Annotated in this window: 14 protein-coding genes; 4 read left to right on the top strand and 10 right to left on the bottom strand. The window is 51.6% G+C overall.

The annotated features are described in order from the left end of the window. Positions 1–125 precede the first annotated feature (125 nt). Positions 126–1,220, top strand: coding sequence for a hypothetical protein (locus SH302x_RS08750; protein WP_479368353.1), 1,095 nt, complete (start codon positions 126–128; stop codon positions 1,218–1,220). A gap of 43 nt (positions 1,221–1,263) precedes the next feature. Here the strand turns inward: SH302x_RS08750 and SH302x_RS08745 are convergent, their stop codons facing one another. From SH302x_RS08745 to SH302x_RS08720, 6 genes are all read right to left on the bottom strand, one after another. Then, complete coding sequence (locus SH302x_RS08745; RefSeq protein WP_479368352.1) at positions 1,264–2,160, bottom strand: sugar phosphate isomerase/epimerase family protein; 897 nt, start codon at positions 2,158–2,160, stop codon at positions 1,264–1,266. Between the two features lie 96 nt (positions 2,161–2,256). Beyond that, positions 2,257–2,916, bottom strand: a complete 660-nt coding sequence (locus SH302x_RS08740; RefSeq protein ID WP_479368351.1) for a hypothetical protein — start codon at positions 2,914–2,916, stop codon at positions 2,257–2,259. Between the two features lie 77 nt (positions 2,917–2,993). After that, positions 2,994–4,262, bottom strand: a complete 1,269-nt coding sequence (locus SH302x_RS08735; RefSeq protein ID WP_479368350.1) for a DUF1552 domain-containing protein — start codon at positions 4,260–4,262, stop codon at positions 2,994–2,996. Between the two features lie 21 nt (positions 4,263–4,283). Then, the gene (locus tag SH302x_RS08730; protein WP_479368349.1) at positions 4,284–6,776 is read right to left on the bottom strand and encodes a DUF1592 domain-containing protein; all 2,493 of its coding nucleotides are present in this window, start codon (positions 6,774–6,776) and stop codon (positions 4,284–4,286) included. A 401-nt stretch (positions 6,777–7,177) separates the two neighbouring features. Continuing rightward, positions 7,178–7,465: a hypothetical protein gene (locus SH302x_RS08725; RefSeq protein WP_479368348.1), complete on the bottom strand. Its 288-nt coding sequence runs from the start codon at positions 7,463–7,465 to the stop codon at positions 7,178–7,180. A 233-nt stretch (positions 7,466–7,698) separates the two neighbouring features. Beyond that, positions 7,699–8,127 (bottom strand): secondary thiamine-phosphate synthase enzyme YjbQ, encoded by a 429-nt coding sequence (locus SH302x_RS08720; protein WP_479368347.1) that lies wholly within the window; start codon positions 8,125–8,127, stop codon positions 7,699–7,701. A gap of 816 nt (positions 8,128–8,943) precedes the next feature. Between SH302x_RS08720 and SH302x_RS08715 the strand changes: the two genes are divergently transcribed. Next, positions 8,944–9,171, top strand: coding sequence for a hypothetical protein (locus SH302x_RS08715; protein WP_479368346.1), 228 nt, complete (start codon positions 8,944–8,946; stop codon positions 9,169–9,171). 164 nt (positions 9,172–9,335) lie between these two features. Here SH302x_RS08715 and SH302x_RS08710 read toward each other — a convergent pair whose 3' ends face one another. Further along, a complete protein-coding gene (locus SH302x_RS08710; protein WP_479368345.1) occupies positions 9,336–9,851 on the bottom strand; it encodes a hypothetical protein in 516 nt (171 codons plus the stop codon). Positions 9,852–10,017: 166 nt separating this feature from the next. Here SH302x_RS08710 and sbcD point away from each other — a divergent pair, with 166 nt between their 5' ends. Further along, the gene (sbcD, locus tag SH302x_RS08705; RefSeq protein WP_479368344.1) at positions 10,018–11,388 is read left to right on the top strand and encodes an exonuclease subunit SbcD; all 1,371 of its coding nucleotides are present in this window, start codon (positions 10,018–10,020) and stop codon (positions 11,386–11,388) included. Positions 11,389–11,515: 127 nt separating this feature from the next. Here sbcD and ahcY read toward each other — a convergent pair whose 3' ends face one another. Next, positions 11,516–13,060, bottom strand: coding sequence for an adenosylhomocysteinase (gene ahcY / locus SH302x_RS08700; protein WP_479368343.1), 1,545 nt, complete (start codon positions 13,058–13,060; stop codon positions 11,516–11,518). Between the two features lie 72 nt (positions 13,061–13,132). Further along, a complete protein-coding gene (locus SH302x_RS08695; protein WP_479368342.1) occupies positions 13,133–14,050 on the bottom strand; it encodes an ArsR/SmtB family transcription factor in 918 nt (305 codons plus the stop codon). A gap of 207 nt (positions 14,051–14,257) precedes the next feature. On the opposite strand from SH302x_RS08695, the gene SH302x_RS08690 reads away from it, so the two are divergent. Continuing rightward, a complete protein-coding gene (locus SH302x_RS08690) occupies positions 14,258–15,205 on the top strand; it encodes an alpha/beta hydrolase (protein WP_479368341.1) in 948 nt (315 codons plus the stop codon). 107 nt (positions 15,206–15,312) lie between these two features. Here the strand turns inward: SH302x_RS08690 and SH302x_RS08685 are convergent, their stop codons facing one another. Next, positions 15,313–16,593, bottom strand: coding sequence for an outer membrane protein assembly factor BamB family protein (locus SH302x_RS08685; RefSeq protein ID WP_479368340.1), 1,281 nt, complete (start codon positions 16,591–16,593; stop codon positions 15,313–15,315). Positions 16,594–16,674 lie beyond the last annotated feature (81 nt).

Below are 16,674 nucleotides of genomic sequence, written 5' to 3'. Positions count from 1 at the left end.
CTTCCAAATGCGCAGCCTTCGTGACGTTGGCATTGCCATTGCTTACTCAACGAATTGGCATGATAGCATAAATCATGCACTCACATTGTTTACCCGTGTACCGAGACCGTTGGAGTCCCACTACTATGAAAATGCATTTTCGAATACTAAGCTATACTAGCATCGCGTTAAGTTCCTTGCTGGGAAGCAGCTTCTGTTTGGCTCAAACCGAACGATCGCTTGAGCGTCGCGCCGAGAGGAACACCAGGCAACTCCAGCGGCAGGTCAATCGTGGTGACTATTACAATGAACAATCTTGGCAACAGATTACGCCTTGGCTGGACCGTAACGGCATTCGCGCTGCAGCCGCCGGCGCGCTGGATCGGGCGGCGGACGCGGTTGCCCCGCCTCGCGTGCAAACACAAGCTCAAACCAACTACGGTTTCCGCGACAATTCCCCCAATGCACAGTGGTTTTACGATTACTACTCGTTAGCTCCCACCTACTACAGTTCTACTACCGACACTGGGTATGGCGCAGCTATTCGCTATTTTGACTCCGACGGTGATGGCGTTTACGACTCGTATGCTCGTTTCCGTGACTCCAACAGCGACGGCAACTACGACGAATACGATCGCTTAGATTTCTCGGGGGCTGCTGACGATCAAGATGACCGTTACACTGGCCCCGCGGAATCGAAGCGTTATACCGTCCAGGGCACGATTGAAGCTACGAAGAATTCGAAAGTCGGTGGCTCCGACCATTTGATTGTGCAAGTTACCACCGATCAGAATAATCCCGGTATCATCGACTTGGGGCCCGTGCAAGATTTGCGTGAGGCGCGAGTGGCTGTTGGTCAGCGGCTGACTGCCACAGGCTGGCTGGAAGAAGTTGGCGAGAAGCGTTTATTGGTTGCCGATTCAGTCCAGTTGGATGGTGGGCAGAGGATTCAAATCCAACGCGGTAGTGGCAACACTTTGCGCGGTCAAGTAATCGATATTCAGGAGACGGAGATTCGTTCGGTCCCGCACTATATCGCGGTCCTAGAATCGGGTGAAGGCAAGCAGTTGGTTGATCTGGGACCAATTAAGACTTATAAAGGAAAGATCTCAGCGAATACGAAAGTGGTCGTACAAGGTGTGCCCATTCAGACGCATGGCCATCGCATCATCATGGCCGATCGCGTTCAGATTGATGGTCAAGATTACTCGATCGATCGCGTTGAATCGATGTCGTTCTAGATTCGACTTGTGAAATGCGACAGCATACCGTGAAGGGCGACCTTCACGAGTATGGCTGTGGCCAATACTCAGCAATCTTGCGTTTCAAAAATCCGACGCTGCGTTCCAGTTGCTCCATGCCGTCTACGCCGTCTTCGATACTAATCCAACTATCGAATTTAACACGTACTAGCTCCGTAAAGATTGCATCATAGTCGTTTAACCCTTTACCGATTTCGCCATGGCTGAGCCGTTTGGCATAACCGGTTGCACCGCCTTCTTCGCGTCGCAAATCCTCGAGCGTACCCTCTTTCAAGTATCGGTCGCTCGCATGCATCGTCACCACGCGATACGAAACACGTTTCAACAGTTCGACAGGATCTTCACCGGCCAAGTACGTATTGCTGGGATCATAATTCACGCCAAAGTTCGGGTGGTCTATGCTATTGACCAGTTTACAGAAGACCTCCATCTTTTGAGCGAACTCAGGATACTCCCAAAAGTCATCTTTGTAATGGTTCTCGAGGATTAACGTGATGTTCATCGATGCTGCATAGGGCAAGCATTCAAGGATCGCATCCGCCGCTAGTTTGACACCTTCGTCAATCGACAACTCAGGTCTACGTTGTCCAGAGAGCACTCGACAATACGAACCGCCCAACTGAGCTGTCATCTCGATCCACTGCTTTTGTTTGGCGATCTCTTTGGCCCGGAAGGCAGCGTCCGGATGCGTAAAATCGGGCGAGCAGCACATCATCGGGATGACTTTACCCGTGTCTTCCACTTCGCGTCGAAACCGAGGCCAGTTCCTTTGGTCTGCCATTTCAAGAAAGCCGGCATACCATTCGATCCCCTGGACATCCAATTGTCCGGCCAATTGAATCCATTGGGAAACCGTCATCGAGCCATCTTTGCAAAGCGCTTGCATGAAGGCCTTCGGGAATACAGCTAGCTTAGGCATAACATACTTTCATCGTGGGCACTCCGACGTCTCATCTGCGAAGCGGCTTTTCGATAGGTTCTCAAATGAAAATGATTGTGGTCAAACCGTTCGTTCTTACGGCTTAACTTCCAACACGCTCGGATCGTACTTGTCGCCGGCTGAAACTTGGATCAACGTCATGCGTACCTTGGTTGGAAAGAATTTCTCGGCATCTGCTCGCTTGTGAGCATGCCCCGATCCGCCGCTGTTGTCCTTCATGACTAAGTCCATTTGCTTGATCCCTTCACTCCATATGATCGAATCATGCTCCCAGAACGATCGCATCGATATATCTTTCTCATAGATACCTTTTTCGCGATACACGTCAGTCCCCAAGCAACCGTAGCCATTCTTTTGGCCTTTATTAGGAATGTAACAAACGCTCCAAGTTGTCGGTTCACCGCCAGCAGGTTTTTCTAGCACTTCAAGCCGTACATGCACAGTACCATTTCGATAATCGATCGGTGAAGTCCAATCTTTGGGCCACTTACTGGTGATCGCTTTATCCTTGATGTAGTAGTGCGACTTACTGGGCTTGGAGTTGTCCGCGTCTTCTTTGGTGTAGTCAAAGGTCACATCAAACAGCACAAACTGCTCGGCCAGACCAATGGCACTTCCGAGCCCAACTGCGGCCAGGAATCCAACAAGCTGGAGCATACAACGGACGACGGTTCGCCGCGTATGCAAATACCTAGCGACCGACGGGCAATGAAAAAAATGAATGTTGCGAGGCATACTCAAGTGATTCCTGTTAGACGACATGAAATTAGATGGTGTGGACTGTGAATGCGAGCGCGTCATCTTCCTGGTGATTACAACAACTCAATTCCTGTGAGTGTACCGGAGCTTGTGCCGAATCGATCGGTTTCAATGCCCAACCGCTGCAACATATTGACGTATAGATTGCACAGCGGAACAGACGCATCAGGATCAAACGCAAGGTGTTGGCCATGTCGGAAGCCACCGCCACATAATAATACCGGAAGGTTTTTGACCGAATGGCTGCTGGCATCGCCCAGGTTGCTCCCAAAGAAGACTGTGGTTCGGTCAAGCAACGTAGCTTCGCCCTCAGCGGTCGACTTAAGCTTGGTCAGCAAGTCACGCAAGGTCTTCATCGCTTCTTGTTCCACGATCTGCAGTTGAGCGAGCTTGCCTGGGTCTTTCCCATGATGCGACAAATCGTGATGCCCCAATGAAACTCCTTCAATAGGCGGCGCATAAGTTGAACCGGCGAGCATAATGGTAATCAATCGCGTTGAATCGGTCTCAAATGCAAGGTGTGCCAGATCGAACAACAAACGCGTGCGTCCAATAAGATCAGCGGCATTTGCGATGTCCGAAGGCGGAGCGACGTTGACTTTTGGCTTGGGCGTATTCAGCCATCCTTCCTCACGTTGTAGTCTTGTTTCCAGGGATCGCACGCTTGACAGATACTCGTCCAATTTCCCGCGATCATCGAAACCAAGTTTTGCATTCAGCCCAGAGGTCTGCTCGCGAATGTCGTCCAAGATACTCTTGCCATCTTCTAAGCGCTGTAACTGAGCGCGAATCTCGCTGGGTGTTCCATCCAAAAACATTTGTGAGAAGACTTTCGACGGCGAGTTCGCTGCAGGCACGATCGCTCCAGTACGGGTCCAAGACAATCCTAGGCCCTCGCCTGATAATACTAGGCTGGAAAACCGTGTTTTTGCGCCGATGTATTCCGCTGCGAATTGATCCAGTGATACGGAGTTCTGAAAGCCTGGTTTGCCAGCTCCTGGCGCACCTGTCAAGAAACTTGCGGTGGCTTGGTGAGCGAACCCGGGGTTAGTTCCAGCGTGTGACAGTCCGGAAATGACGGTTAAATCCGATCGAAAATCACGCAACAAATCGAGGTACGGCGTAAGCTCAAAATCCTTGCCCGCCTTTTCTGGAAAGAAGTTGGCTGGCAGCAAACCCAACGGAGCACATATGCACAACATCCGTCGCGCAGGCTCGGCACTACTTCCAGCGGCGCGGACTGGCCGGAGCGCTTCCAGACACGGCAGCGCTAATGCCACTCCCGAAGCTCGCAGAAATCGTCGGCGTTCTATATGAATCATTTGCTCCACCTTAAATCCAATTTACTTTGATTGAAAGACATCGCTTTGAACAACTTCATGAACCAGCGAACGAAAACCGTAGTCTTGATCGCGTACGTTATCGACCATCTGCTGTATACTCTCACGATCCGCCAATGTCGGAGCTCCGCCGGTAGCATAGCTTAAAAGCTTGCCGGCCAAAGCCCGGGCGAGTTGGTCTTTATCTGCCAGCAACAACTGTTTGTACTGATCAATATTTTCGAAAGTGCGTCCGTCGCTCAACTGATAAGCGGCTTCAATCTTCGGTCCGTTGCGATATCGCATTGTATTGCCGTTTACCACTGCCGGCTGGCCTTCACCAATACTGCGATAGTATTCTCGCCAACCTCCGATGACATCAAAGTTTTCCAAGGCAAAGCCCGGTGGATCAATCAGCGCATGGCAGCTTGCGCACTGCACGTGGTCGCGATGCAAAGCTAACTGCTGGCGGATCGTTGTCGCTCCACGAATGTCCGGTTCGACTGCTTCGACATCCACCGTCGGTTTTGGCGGAGGCGAACCCAAGATGCGATCCAAAACCCAGGCTCCGCGCACGATTGGTGAAGTGGTTGTGCCATTGGCAGTGATCTTTAAGATCGCGCCCATGGTCATCAGGCCACCACGATGGCTGTCGGCAGGCAAGGTAACTTTATGAAAATCGAGCCCATCAGGTACGCCCTCGATTCCATAATGCTTAGCCAAGCGACCGTTCAGCATACTAAAGTCCGAAGCTGCAAAATGCGTCAAACTCAGATTGTGCGTTAACACTTCTTGGAAGAAGTACTGGACCTCTTTTAACATAGAATCCTTAAGCACATCATCATACTCAGGGTACAGCAGACCATCGGGCGCAGTGGCGTCGATCGCTCGCAGGCCAAGCCATTGGGTCACAAAGTTCGTTGTCAATGCTTCCGCTTTCGGATCTTTTAACATGCGTTCGACCTGCTGACGCAACTGTTCAGGCTGATTCAACTCGCCTCGCTCCGCCAGCGACATGAGCTCCTCGTCAGGCATACTGCTCCACAGGAAATAGGACAATCGGCTAGCTAATGCAAAGTCATCCAATCGCCCGGGCGCTTCACGCAGGAAAAGAAAGTCAGGTGCCAGTAGTATCCCCTTGAGTGCCACTCGGATGGCTTGTTCAAAGGATTTCCCTTGTTCCAATTGTGCGTTAGCGCGTTTCAGGAAAGGTTCAACATCCTCAGATGACACTTCGCGGCGGAAGGCTCGGCGAGCGAACTGCAAAAGAATGCGAAGCGCATCTTCGGACGGATTAGACGAAACGACTTCAAATCGCTTGGAATCCTCAGTGCCCGTCACGGACACTTGTGGCAAGTCGCCAAAGATCTGACGATGACTGCGCGGTGGCCACGCATCCATGAGGGGCCCTTCTATATCGACCCACTGCACCATTAAGCCTGGGCCGGTATAGTTTTCTGCTCCGATCTTTTCTACCTGCGGCGGAATCGCCCCTAACCCATCAGCAATAATTCGAATCGTCAACCCAGCCTCCATCGCTTCGGTGAACTCAATCACCGACGGCTTGCCCGGTGGCACAGAGTAATAGCCGATCAAGTACTGTTGGGCGGCTGAATTCATTGGACCTGCCATAACGTGGAACGTCACAGGCTTATCCGTTTGATAGCCATAAGCCGAAATGCGAAACCGATGTTTTCCGCGAAAACGCGTTTGAAAGTTCCACATCGTGACTTGAATGTTCGCAGAAACCCAAGAGCTAAAGATCGCTACGCCATCATCTTCGTGACGATAGACGCTGCCGGTGCGTTTGACCGACGATTCATCTTTGATATCGAACCGCTTATTAATCACCCACGGTTTCGGGCCACTGGCAATCGCTGCATCCAGCACGCGGTCCGCAGCGGCCAGATAGCTTTCCATCAGGTAGGATGAAACGTGAAGAGCTTCGGCACTGTTATCGAAGCCCTCGGGCGTGGACTCCATCGGCAACAGGTCACCTAGATCGACTTCGACTCCCAATAGATCTCGCACTGTGTTTTCAAACTCAGGACGACTGAGCCGCCGCAAAACAACTCGTCCTTGCTCGGCATATTGACGCTTCATTGCCGCCGCAGCTTGATCTGCAATCCAATCAGCGGCGAACTTGGCGTCCTCCGGCAGCGGTCGCGGTTGATCGACCGGCGGCATGGTGCCGGTTTGAATTTGTTGCAGGACGTTCATCCAGTCCTTGCGATTGGCTGGATGATCAAAGTCTGTAGTGAGGCTGGAGGCAGCGAAACTGCCTTCAGGCTGGTCGCCAGAATGGCACTCGTGACAATGCTTGGTGAGAAAGTCAACGGTGCGCTGATACTCTTGCGTCTCTTGGGCCATGCCAAGCTCGGTGTTCCATAAACAACAGCCAGCCAGCAGCAGCGCGCCGCTGTAAGTCGCGCTACTAGATTTAAGGGATGCTAGGCGACAAAATCGCAATAGGGTAATCGCTCGATGGGACAAGCCGCGATATAGAGCATCCATCATGATGGACCAGTGCGAGAGGGCGAAGGTGGGAAGCAGGCATAGCAGGCGGGGCTAGCAAATTTAGCTAGACTGCTATTATGCCTCAGACTCACAGAATTTGCCACCAGAGTCCCGCAAAAGAGAGAGCAAGTCAGATATTCACATCGCGCATTATCCGAAACGCGATAGCGTCGGTTCTCTCGGAAACCGTGAGCTATGGCTCAATGGCTAATTTGCCTGAATTCAAAAACTGATTTAACCTGCCGCAAAAGAGAGGTTGCAGTGGCTCTAGAGTCAAAAATGACTCTCAAGATGGCTCGCCTTCGTCCGTCGCGGACCTCGCGGCAGGTACGACGGCCTGGAACAGACCATCGTACCAAATCGTTCGGCTCTATCAAGCGTTCGTCGCCGACAAGAAAGAACTAGCGAGCTTTTTTGTTGCTGGTCTTCGCCTTCGCCGCTGGCTTCGCCTTGGCTTTACTAGCCGCTGGTTTCACGGCAACGGCCTTTGTCGCAGCAGGATTGCGAGGAGCAGCTTTGCTCGCGGTCGCTTTTGGCATCGGCTTGGCTGTCGATTTCGCAGCCGCCTTACTGGGCTTAGCTGGCGTCTTTACCGTCGAGTTCGACGCTTTCTTGGATTTGCCTTTTCCAAATGCCAAATCCCAACCCGATGCATAGTTATTGTTTGTTCCAACACGAGTAATCGTCACGTCTTTAACTCCGAAGCAAAAAGTTTTCTAACCACCAACTGCTCGTTGAACATTCAACTTCGAAGGTCGTCATGGCAACTGAGAATCATCTTAAGGCGATCGCGAGCGGCCGTCGCAAGTGCCAAAATTCAAGTTCCAAGGATCCATCGAGAGAAGCAGCAGTACCCAAGATGAACAGCCTACACGGTAGCAGCAATTCCGGTCAAGTGATCGCGGTCCACAACCTGGCTATTTCATTCGCCGATTGCCTTACCCTGCAATGTAACCACAACCGAACGAGCCCCGCCCTGATTGCGAAACTCACACAGATAGATCCCTTGCCAAGTGCCCAGTCGCAGACGACCGTTGTGAACAGGAATGGTAAGCTGACAACCTACGAGCAAACTCTTTACATGAGCTGGCATGTCATCGTCGCCCTCCAACGTATGCTCGATCGGCTGACCCTCGGGCACGATGCGGTTCATCATCGGCTCTAAATCTGTTCGGACGTCAGGATCCGCGTTCTCATTGATCCCCAACCCAGCGGACGTATGCATCAGAAACAGATGCAACAATCCAACTTCGATCTGGCGCAATTCCGGACAAGCCGCTTCGATCTCACTGGTTACCAGGTGGTAACCGCGTCGACGGGGCTTTAAACGGATCTCGGTCTGATGCCACATGCCGCACCTGCCTGCAAAAAAGGATGGAACGAAGATCGACCAGTTTTGCATCGCGTGGTATGGAACGCTAGTGGGTATGTGGTTGAGCGGACCAAGGTGTGAAGCGGACATCAGTCCCGCACAGCGGAATTGCCCTGAGCTTGAAAACAATCAAACCACAACTGGCAACAACAAGCTTATCCTCCAGCATCGCGACAGGGCGGTATCAAAGTTTGCAAAAGTGTCCATCTGTCGAGTCCACCTGAGAATTCAACCCAAGATATTTTCCAATTATTTTGGAGCCTGCCGGCAGGCTTTGACATAGGCTTTTGTGCGCGAGACCGAACTCCATGGGATCGCCAACTTGTGTTGAAATCCATCGCCTTCAAACCTCCCGCGACAATCTATCCACGCCCCTAAAGTACAAGTGATCGCCCTTAACATGGACCCTAAGCACAGTGGAGTCGCATTCGCAATGAATGCATACCCGAACTCCCGTCAGCCTTCAATTTGGCACGGGAAAATAGTTTGTGCAGCCCCCTCACATTCCGACCCAGCGGCAGCAATTGCCTAGGGAAATTCCGGAGTCCCTAAGTTGCAGGATAGCTGGTAAAGCTCACGAAATTTTCTTGACATTGGGGTTGCGGCGCTAATAATCCATCGAATTCAGTTTCGCGATACCCAGTTAGCGCGTCGCGAAGTGCCTGAAAACCAACCAATACAATTTGTGTTCAGCCAAGTTCCTCCGACGTTCCCGTCCTGCTTATGTGAACCGCTTGACACCACCTAACGTCACTTTAGTGACACTAAATTCATTTCACTTAGGAGTTTTACTTGATGGCGAATGTTTGTAAGAATGTTTTCGAAGCGATCCTTAAATACGGTCACGACGAAGACTTCATCCCCAACGCGGATGATTCATTCCTTCCGACCGATGCACCGGCTGGGTCGCCCGAGAAGATCGACGTCTTGCGCCGTCGAGTCGAGCTGGGCCAACCACTGTGGCACGGTGACGATCGGGTGGATTACAGCGGTTTGACTGGAGCTATTCGCCCACGCGAGTAGAACCGAATACAGACAACCTGACGAGACAATTAGGCTCTGACTGGCAACGGTCGGGGCCTTTTTCGTTTACCAGCCACCTCTTGGCGTACGCAGAAGTTGCCAGCACTAGGTCCACGGAATCTTCCGCCTAACCATTAGTCCGACGACGACGGCGTCCAACCGCTTCAGCGATAAAAGTCAATCCACTCCAATGCAATCGCCTCTGGATTGTCCTCGAAGAACTTGCGCGGAAGATAGAACTCAATAGCCCCCTCTTGCAACGGTATCGATGTCGTCGCTTTGCCCTCTCGATCCAACACACGGACGGACATCCAATACGGATTTTCGGCATCCAGCAAGAGATCTTCCTTCCCATCCAGCCATAAACGAACCTCGGCCGACTGACTTGAAATCGAGGCTCGCAACTTCTGCTTGCCATTAGTAACGGCTAGATTCTCCAAGCCCTTCAATCGCAGTCGGACCAATAGCTTATCTGGCCAGCGTTCACCCAGTCGTTGCACCGTCGCACCATTGATTCCAGTCGGACTTCGGAATGTTATCTCTGTTTGAGCCGCAGTCGAACTTATCTCAACCTGATCTTCAGCTCTTCGAGTTGAGATTCTTAACGATGCTCCATCCTCCATTGCCAGTACCTCATTGGCACAGACCATCAAACATGCGATAGCGTAAAGTGGCTTCATCCAGTTGCCCCTGTTGGTTCCGACGGAGTACTTACCTGCAAACACCGATTGCTTTGGTATTGTAGTGAGATTTTTCCGCCGCTCATCCCACCACTAAAAATAAGGCCTTCTCCAATAGGAAATGGCTGTTTGAGCTGCCCATTTTGCGTAAAATTGTCTCCCTACGATGGCTCTGCTGCTGAATCTGCATGAATTGGGTTACGAGCGTCGCAGGCTCAATCCGCAGTCCTTTCCCAATGTTATGACAAGCAATCAAAGCACCGAAACTCTCCATTCCCGCGTTCGCGTTTTGCATACAGCGGATTGGCACTTAGGCAAATGCCTCTGCGATCGCTCTCGTGAGGACGAACATATCGCGTTTTTGAGCTGGCTTGCACAGCAAATCGAAAATCATTCGGTGGACGTGCTGGTTATTGCTGGCGATATCTTTGATTCAGCAAATCCACCACACAACTCCAGCACCATCTTGTATCGTTTCTTATCGCAGTTACATGCTTGTTGCAGTTGTGACGTGGTGATCATCGGCGGCAATCATGATTCTGCAAAACAACTGGAGTCGGTCGCGCCGCTACTGAAAACCCATCGCGTGCACGTCATCGGCATGCTGCCTCCGAACATTACCGATTGTTTGATCGAAGTAGGCGATCCGGTAAAGATTAGAATCGCTGCAGTTCCCTTTCTCCGCGATCGCGATGTACGAGTAGGCCAGCCAGGAGAAACGGCCGAAGAGATCCAATCGCAAATGATTCAAGGGATCAGTACGGTCTATCGAAGGCTCGCCGACCATCATTCGAATCTGCCTCGCCAAACCGTACCGCTGATCGCAACTGGTCATTTAACTACTCTGGGCAGTACCCAATGTGACAGCGAACGTTCAATCCATGTCGGTGGATTGGGAGCGTTGCCTAGCTCCGCCTTCCCCGATGCGTTTGCCTATGTAGCGTTAGGACATTTGCATAAGCCACAGATCGCTGACAAACAAGGCCGCGTGCGATACAGCGGTTCGCCGATTCCGCTCAGCTTCAGTGAAGCGTCCGATCAAAAAATTGTAGAACTGCTCGACTTCGAAGGTAACTCCATAGTCCAACAACAGTCGCTCGAAATACCGCAGCAACGCGTACTGCTGCGGCTGAGTTGTGAAGCAAATGCGGTCGAGCAATACCTAGCATCCTACAAATGGCCCGATCAACCGCTGGGCTGCTTCGTGGAACTGACACTGAGTAACAAAGGCCCAGATTCCGCATCCAGCGAACAGATTCGTGCCATGGTAGATCGACCGGATGTGAGCATTCTGCAAGTGCGCTCGGATCGCGAAACCCCACTCGCTCGGCTACGCGACGAGTACATGAACGTCGAAGAAGCGATCCGTTTTTTACGCGATGAGCCCCGCCGCGTGTTTTCGCAAAGGCTCGAACAAGCGACTGTTTCAGACGAACTGCAGGCCGCTTTACTGATCGAATTTGATCGAGTCGTAGAAGAGCTACGAGAAGCAGAAGCCGCCGCTGAGTTTGCTCGTGCTCAGCCTCTCTCCAAGTAAGTCAACATTCCACGTGCGGCAACATCATACGAAGCAACGTTGGATGAGTGCATAAAAAAACCGCCAACTCTCGCTGGCGGTTTGTTGATTTGGCTCCCATCCGTCTCAAGAAACGGTTGAGTGCGGTTTAGTAGCGATAATGCTCTGGCTTGTACGGGCCTTCGACGGGCACGTTCAAGTACTCAGCTTGCGACTTGGTCAACTTCGTCAGCTTGACGCCCAACTTCTCCAAGTGCAGACGAGCGACTTCTTCGTCCAGGTGCTTGGGCAATACATAAACTTTGTTTTCGTACTTGCCGTTATCTCGATTCAGCCACAATTCCAACTGCGCCAACGTTTGGTTGGTAAAGCTGCTGCTCATGACAAAGCTTGGGTGACCAGTGGCACAGCCCAAGTTCATCAAGCGACCTTCCGCCAAAATCAATACGCTGCGTTTGGTGTCAGCGAATTCCCACTGGTCGTATTGCGGCTTGATGTTGATTCGCTTGACCTTGTTGGCCTTTTCCATCTTCTCAAGGCCAGCCATCTCGATCTCGTTATCAAAGTGACCGATGTTTGCAACGATCGCTTTGTCCTTCATGCGGTGCATGTGCTCCGCAGTGATAACGTCTTTGTTGCCAGTCGTGGTAATGAAAATGTCGGCTGTTTCCAAGTAGTCTTCCAACGTCTTGACTTCGTAACCTTCCATCACGGCTTGCAACGCGCAAATCGGATCGATTTCGGTAACGATGACGCGGCAACCTTGGCCACGCAGCGATTGAGCCGAACCCTTGCCAACTTCACCATAGCCACAGACGACTGCGACCTTGCCACCGATCATCACGTCAGTCGCTCGGTTCAGTCCGTCCACCAATGAGTGGCGGCAACCATAGCTGTTATCAAACTTGCTCTTGGTGACGCTGTCGTTGACATTGATTGCTGGGAACGATAGCTCGCCGCGACGTTCCATTTCGTACAAGCGATGGACGCCCGTGGTCGTTTCTTCTGAAACGCCGCGAATGCGTTCGGCCATCTTGGAGTAACGATCAGGATGATTCACGATCGACTTACGCAGCAGATCGAGAATGACGCTCCACTCGTGCGGTTCGCTCTCTGCATTGAATGCAGGGACTTTGCCTGCCTTTTCGTACTCAGCGCCTTTGTGCACCAACATGGTTGCATCGCCACCATCATCGACGATCAGGTCTGGGCCTTCCCCGTCTGGCCATACCAGCGCTTGCTCGGTACACCACCAATATTCTTCCAACGTCTCGCCTTTCCAAGCGAAAACGGGAATACCTTGCGGGTTATCCAAGGTTCCGTTTGGTCCTACAACCGTTGCCGCCGCTGCGGTGTCTTGGGTAGAGAAAATATTGCAACTGACCCAGCGGACGTCAGCACCTAAGTGGACCAACGTCTCGATCAAAACGGCAGTTTGGGTCGTCATGTGCAATGACCCCATGACTCGTGCACCGGCCAACGGCTTGTCTTTGCCATGACGTGCACGCAAAGTCATTAGGCCTGGCATTTCATCTTCGGCAAGTTGAATTTCCTTGCGACCTAATCGAACAAGTTCTGCCGCTTCATCACGTTTGCCTTGAGCAAGAAGATCGAACGCTTTTACCTTGTAAGGCAAATGAACTTCCTTCGCTGATGTAGATGCTGCAGGTTTGGGGGCTGCGACCGCGCTCATAAAACACTCCTAAAAGGGAAAACAGATCCGCACGCTGTAAATTTGCGTACCAATCGGGTAAATCAATTTCGCTTAAACTTTTTTGGCCACGCACAGGAAAAGGTTAGGACCCTTTGCTTCCGTCTGTGGTGGCAAGTTCATACAACGCTCTACACTCCAACCGGCATCGCTCAGCATCGCTGAAACAGTCGCGGTCGAATACCCAAACGAGGTATGGTTCAACTCTTGACGATATTCATATCGATCATGGGGTAACAAATCGATAATCACCAATCGCCCCAAGGCCTTCGCTATTCTAGCAGCTTCGCAAAAGGCAAGGTGAGGCTTCTCCAGATACGGCAAGACGATTGACATCATGACCGCATCCACAGATTTGTCTTCAATAGGCAGCCGATAAAGGTCTGCTTGTTTTAACGTTACGTTATTTAGCTTCTCAACGCGACTCCTTGCTGCTTTCAACATCTCAGCCGAAGAGTCGATCCCAATCACTTGCTTCACCTGCGGTGCAAGCATTTGTACTAAAGCACCTGTCCCGCAGCCCAAGTCCGCTACCGACCAATCCGCCGGCATAAATGCTGACAAAAGCCAAGCATCCAGCCGCTGGCCAAACAATTCCACTCGCAAGTGATCCCACTTCGACGCAGCCGACGAAAAAAACGACTGGCTTCGATCAGATCTCTCCAGCAGCACTTGCTCTAACCTAGCGTCGTCTTGCAAAGAAACGGCATCTTCGGAAGTTTCCTCCCGCACCAATTCCCACAACCGACCACGCGTCTCCTCCAACCTTTCCAACGAATAATAATTGCTAGTGCCATCGCGACGAGACTGCAACCAGCCATCGTCCGAAAGCATCTTCAAATGGCGGCTAATCGTGCTTTGCGGCATTTGCAGGACCGCACACAACTCGGCGACCGTCAATTCCGCTCGATCCAAGACCCGCAATAATCGCGTCCTTGTAAGATCCGAAAGTGACTGCATCCACGAGATCATTATTACCACCTGAGCTATCTATCCGCATATCCGGATACATTATTAACACGAATAGTTTCAAGTCAAGATCATTTCTCGGATCGGGCTCCCATTACACGTAGATCAACGGGATTTGACATCAACGGAATTGGAGTCGGCTCTTGAGCAGCCTCCCGCCCCAAACCGACGTCTATTGCGGCGAACGGTCAGGATTTCTAGTATTGCACGATGAGGCTGCGAACGCTGGATAGTCGTCGATCGCTCCGCGATCGAAACAACCTTTATCGTATCGATCGCGGAGCGATCGACGACACTGCTACCCGACTTCTTGATAAATTCACAGCCCCGATGAAAAAGTCCCTCCTATCGCTGATACCACTCGTGGTTGCAGGTTGTGCTCCGCTAGGCAAGCTCTCGCCGCTCAGGCCCCTTGAGCAAAAACTGATCTATTACCCGCTTCCATTTCAGCAGGACGAATGGAATCCAAACGGGGTTGTCGTTGAAGAGGCGTCATTTCTGTCCAACGATAAGACACAGGTTGGTGGGTGGTTTCTAGATCATCCCGAACCAAGGGCCGTAGCACTATTCTTTCACGGGAACGCGGGCAATGTGTCTACGAACGCAGCTACCTTAAAGAATCTGAACGAGCGTCACCGATTAGCAGTCTTCGGGCTCGACTATCGAGGTTATGGAAAAAGCAAAGGGACGCCGTCTGAACTTGGGCTTCTATGCGATGCCCGAGCAGCTAGGCAATGGCTCGCTGCCAGAAGGAATATCCCAGAGTCGAGTATCGTCTTAATGGGGCAATCATTGGGTGGCGCTGTCGCCATCGATCTTGCGTCAAAAGATGGAGCACGGGGGCTCATCGTGGTCAGTAGCTTTACTTCGCTGCCCAATGTCGCCAAAGAAATTCTCCCTTGGACTTTTCCCGACTGGAACATGACGCAACGATTTAATTCACTAGCAAAGATCCGGGACTACCAAGGACCGTTGCTGCTGGCGCACGGCGACTCCGATAAAACGATCCCAATATCGCATGGAATAAAACTCTATGAGGCTGCCCCAGGCCCCAAAAAGATGGTAACTATCGCCGGAGGTGAACATAATTCGCCGATGCCAGAACAGCTACATTTCGCGATAGACGAATTCCTCGATGACTTGCCGTCCAATGATTGACGCTGTTGCACCACAATAATTGAGCAATCGCAGTGCGTCGTTGTTCATTGAAATATGTGTTTGATCGTTCGTTATCGTTGGACTGATATCGAAGATCGATCTCGCATCTACTTGTTACCAAAGCAGTACAGAATCTCTTGCCGCGCCTCCCGCTTGGCAGCATCCGTGGCGCGATAGTAAATGCGACCACCCACAATCGTTGGCGTGGCTAACACTTCTTCTCCAACTTCATTCTTTGCCAACAACTCAAACTTGGACGGTTGCGCTCGGAAGACAAAGAACTCGCCACCTTCGTTTGGTATGTAAATCTTGTCACCAACTAGAGTCGCTGAGGCAGTGAAGGTGCCACCGATTCGCCCCTTCCACATCTCCTTACCTGTGGCTGCATCCCAGCACATTGCAATCCCAGCATCCAAGACTCCATACAAATAGCCGTCGCGAATCACCATGGAGGGTACATACAATCGCAAATCATTTTTCCAAACTACTTCTTTGGAACCATCTGCCTTGATTGCTGACATGTGGTTCTTTGGGTAACCGCCGCTGGTGTAGATTAGATTGCCGTTGGTCAAAGTGGATGTGACGCACTCTGTCGTAGCTCCCTCCGTTTCCCACAATGTCTCACCCGTCATTGGATCATAACTGACAACTTGATCGCAACCGACCAAGATGACTTGATCTTTACCGGCCGCATGCAACACGATGGGCGAAGGATAGTTTGGCTTCTGCGGTCGATCGCGTTTCCATACCACCTCGCCGCTACTTCTACTGAGTGCTACGATCGCGCCTCCAGCCTTATTATCAGAGGTGACAATCACCAGATCTTTGTATAACGCTGGAGAAGCGCCATAGCCTTGATGCTCTTCATAGTGAGAGACAACACGTTGCCACACAAGCTTGCCCTCAAGGTCCAGGGCCGAGGTGACCAATGAGTCCTCATTGGGAAAATTGATGTAAACATGTTGACCATCACAAGCGGCAGTGCTGGAAGCACCTGTCGATTTAGGATTTTTACGCAGCGCACCGGACGCATGCACTGTAGTATTCCACAGTAGTTTCCCATCGTCGCGCGAATAACACAGCATCATTTGTCGACCAGTTGATTCATCACAACTGGGCATAAACAACCGATCACCGAACAACGTCGGAGAGCCGTAACCGCGCCCTGGAACCGTCGCCTTCCAAAGCAAATTCTTATTTAGTCCGAACTCCACCGGCGGAGACTGCTCGCTGTCCGCAGTTCCATTGCGGTCAGGCCCTCGCCACCACGGCCAATCGTTTTTCGCAACCTCGAAGCCATCGTTGGTTTCAGCAAATGAACCGTCAAGTGAAAATGGACATACTAGCGCAGCAAGCGCTAACAAAGTTCGGCAGGGAAGACGCAACATGGGGCTCTATTTGGCTGGTGAGATGGAACTTGGTTGGTGGGTACAACGCACATCAAAAGTGCGCCGAAGACGGCAGCCCAT

It is taken from the genome of Njordella calcicola (genome assembly GCF_056494125.1).
Note: the sequence above shows the minus strand (reverse complement) of the source record. Positions and strands in the feature narration are given on the sequence as shown.

Bases quoted from the DNA above. Each gene is read 5' to 3' on its own strand.
- SH302x_RS08710 (WP_479368345.1), bottom strand. From the start codon at position 9,851: ATGAAGCCACTTTACGCTATCGCATGTTTGATGGTCTGTGCCAATGAG.
- SH302x_RS08745 (WP_479368352.1), bottom strand. From the start codon at position 2,160: ATGCCTAAGCTAGCTGTATTCCCGAAGGCCTTCATGCAAGCGCTTTGC.
- sbcD (WP_479368344.1), top strand. From the start codon at position 10,018: ATGGCTCTGCTGCTGAATCTGCATGAATTGGGTTACGAGCGTCGCAGG.
- SH302x_RS08720 (WP_479368347.1), bottom strand. From the start codon at position 8,127: ATGTGGCATCAGACCGAGATCCGTTTAAAGCCCCGTCGACGCGGTTAC.
- SH302x_RS08740 (WP_479368351.1), bottom strand. From the start codon at position 2,916: ATGCCTCGCAACATTCATTTTTTTCATTGCCCGTCGGTCGCTAGGTAT.
- SH302x_RS08690 (WP_479368341.1), top strand. From the start codon at position 14,258: ATGAGGCTGCGAACGCTGGATAGTCGTCGATCGCTCCGCGATCGAAAC.
- SH302x_RS08730 (WP_479368349.1), bottom strand. From the start codon at position 6,776: ATGATGGATGCTCTATATCGCGGCTTGTCCCATCGAGCGATTACCCTA.
- SH302x_RS08735 (WP_479368350.1), bottom strand. From the start codon at position 4,262: ATGATTCATATAGAACGCCGACGATTTCTGCGAGCTTCGGGAGTGGCA.
- ahcY (WP_479368343.1), bottom strand. From the start codon at position 13,060: ATGAGCGCGGTCGCAGCCCCCAAACCTGCAGCATCTACATCAGCGAAG.
- SH302x_RS08750 (WP_479368353.1), top strand. From the start codon at position 126: ATGAAAATGCATTTTCGAATACTAAGCTATACTAGCATCGCGTTAAGT.
- SH302x_RS08695 (WP_479368342.1), bottom strand. From the start codon at position 14,050: ATGATCTCGTGGATGCAGTCACTTTCGGATCTTACAAGGACGCGATTA.
- SH302x_RS08715 (WP_479368346.1), top strand. From the start codon at position 8,944: ATGGCGAATGTTTGTAAGAATGTTTTCGAAGCGATCCTTAAATACGGT.
- SH302x_RS08685 (WP_479368340.1), bottom strand. From the start codon at position 16,593: ATGTTGCGTCTTCCCTGCCGAACTTTGTTAGCGCTTGCTGCGCTAGTA.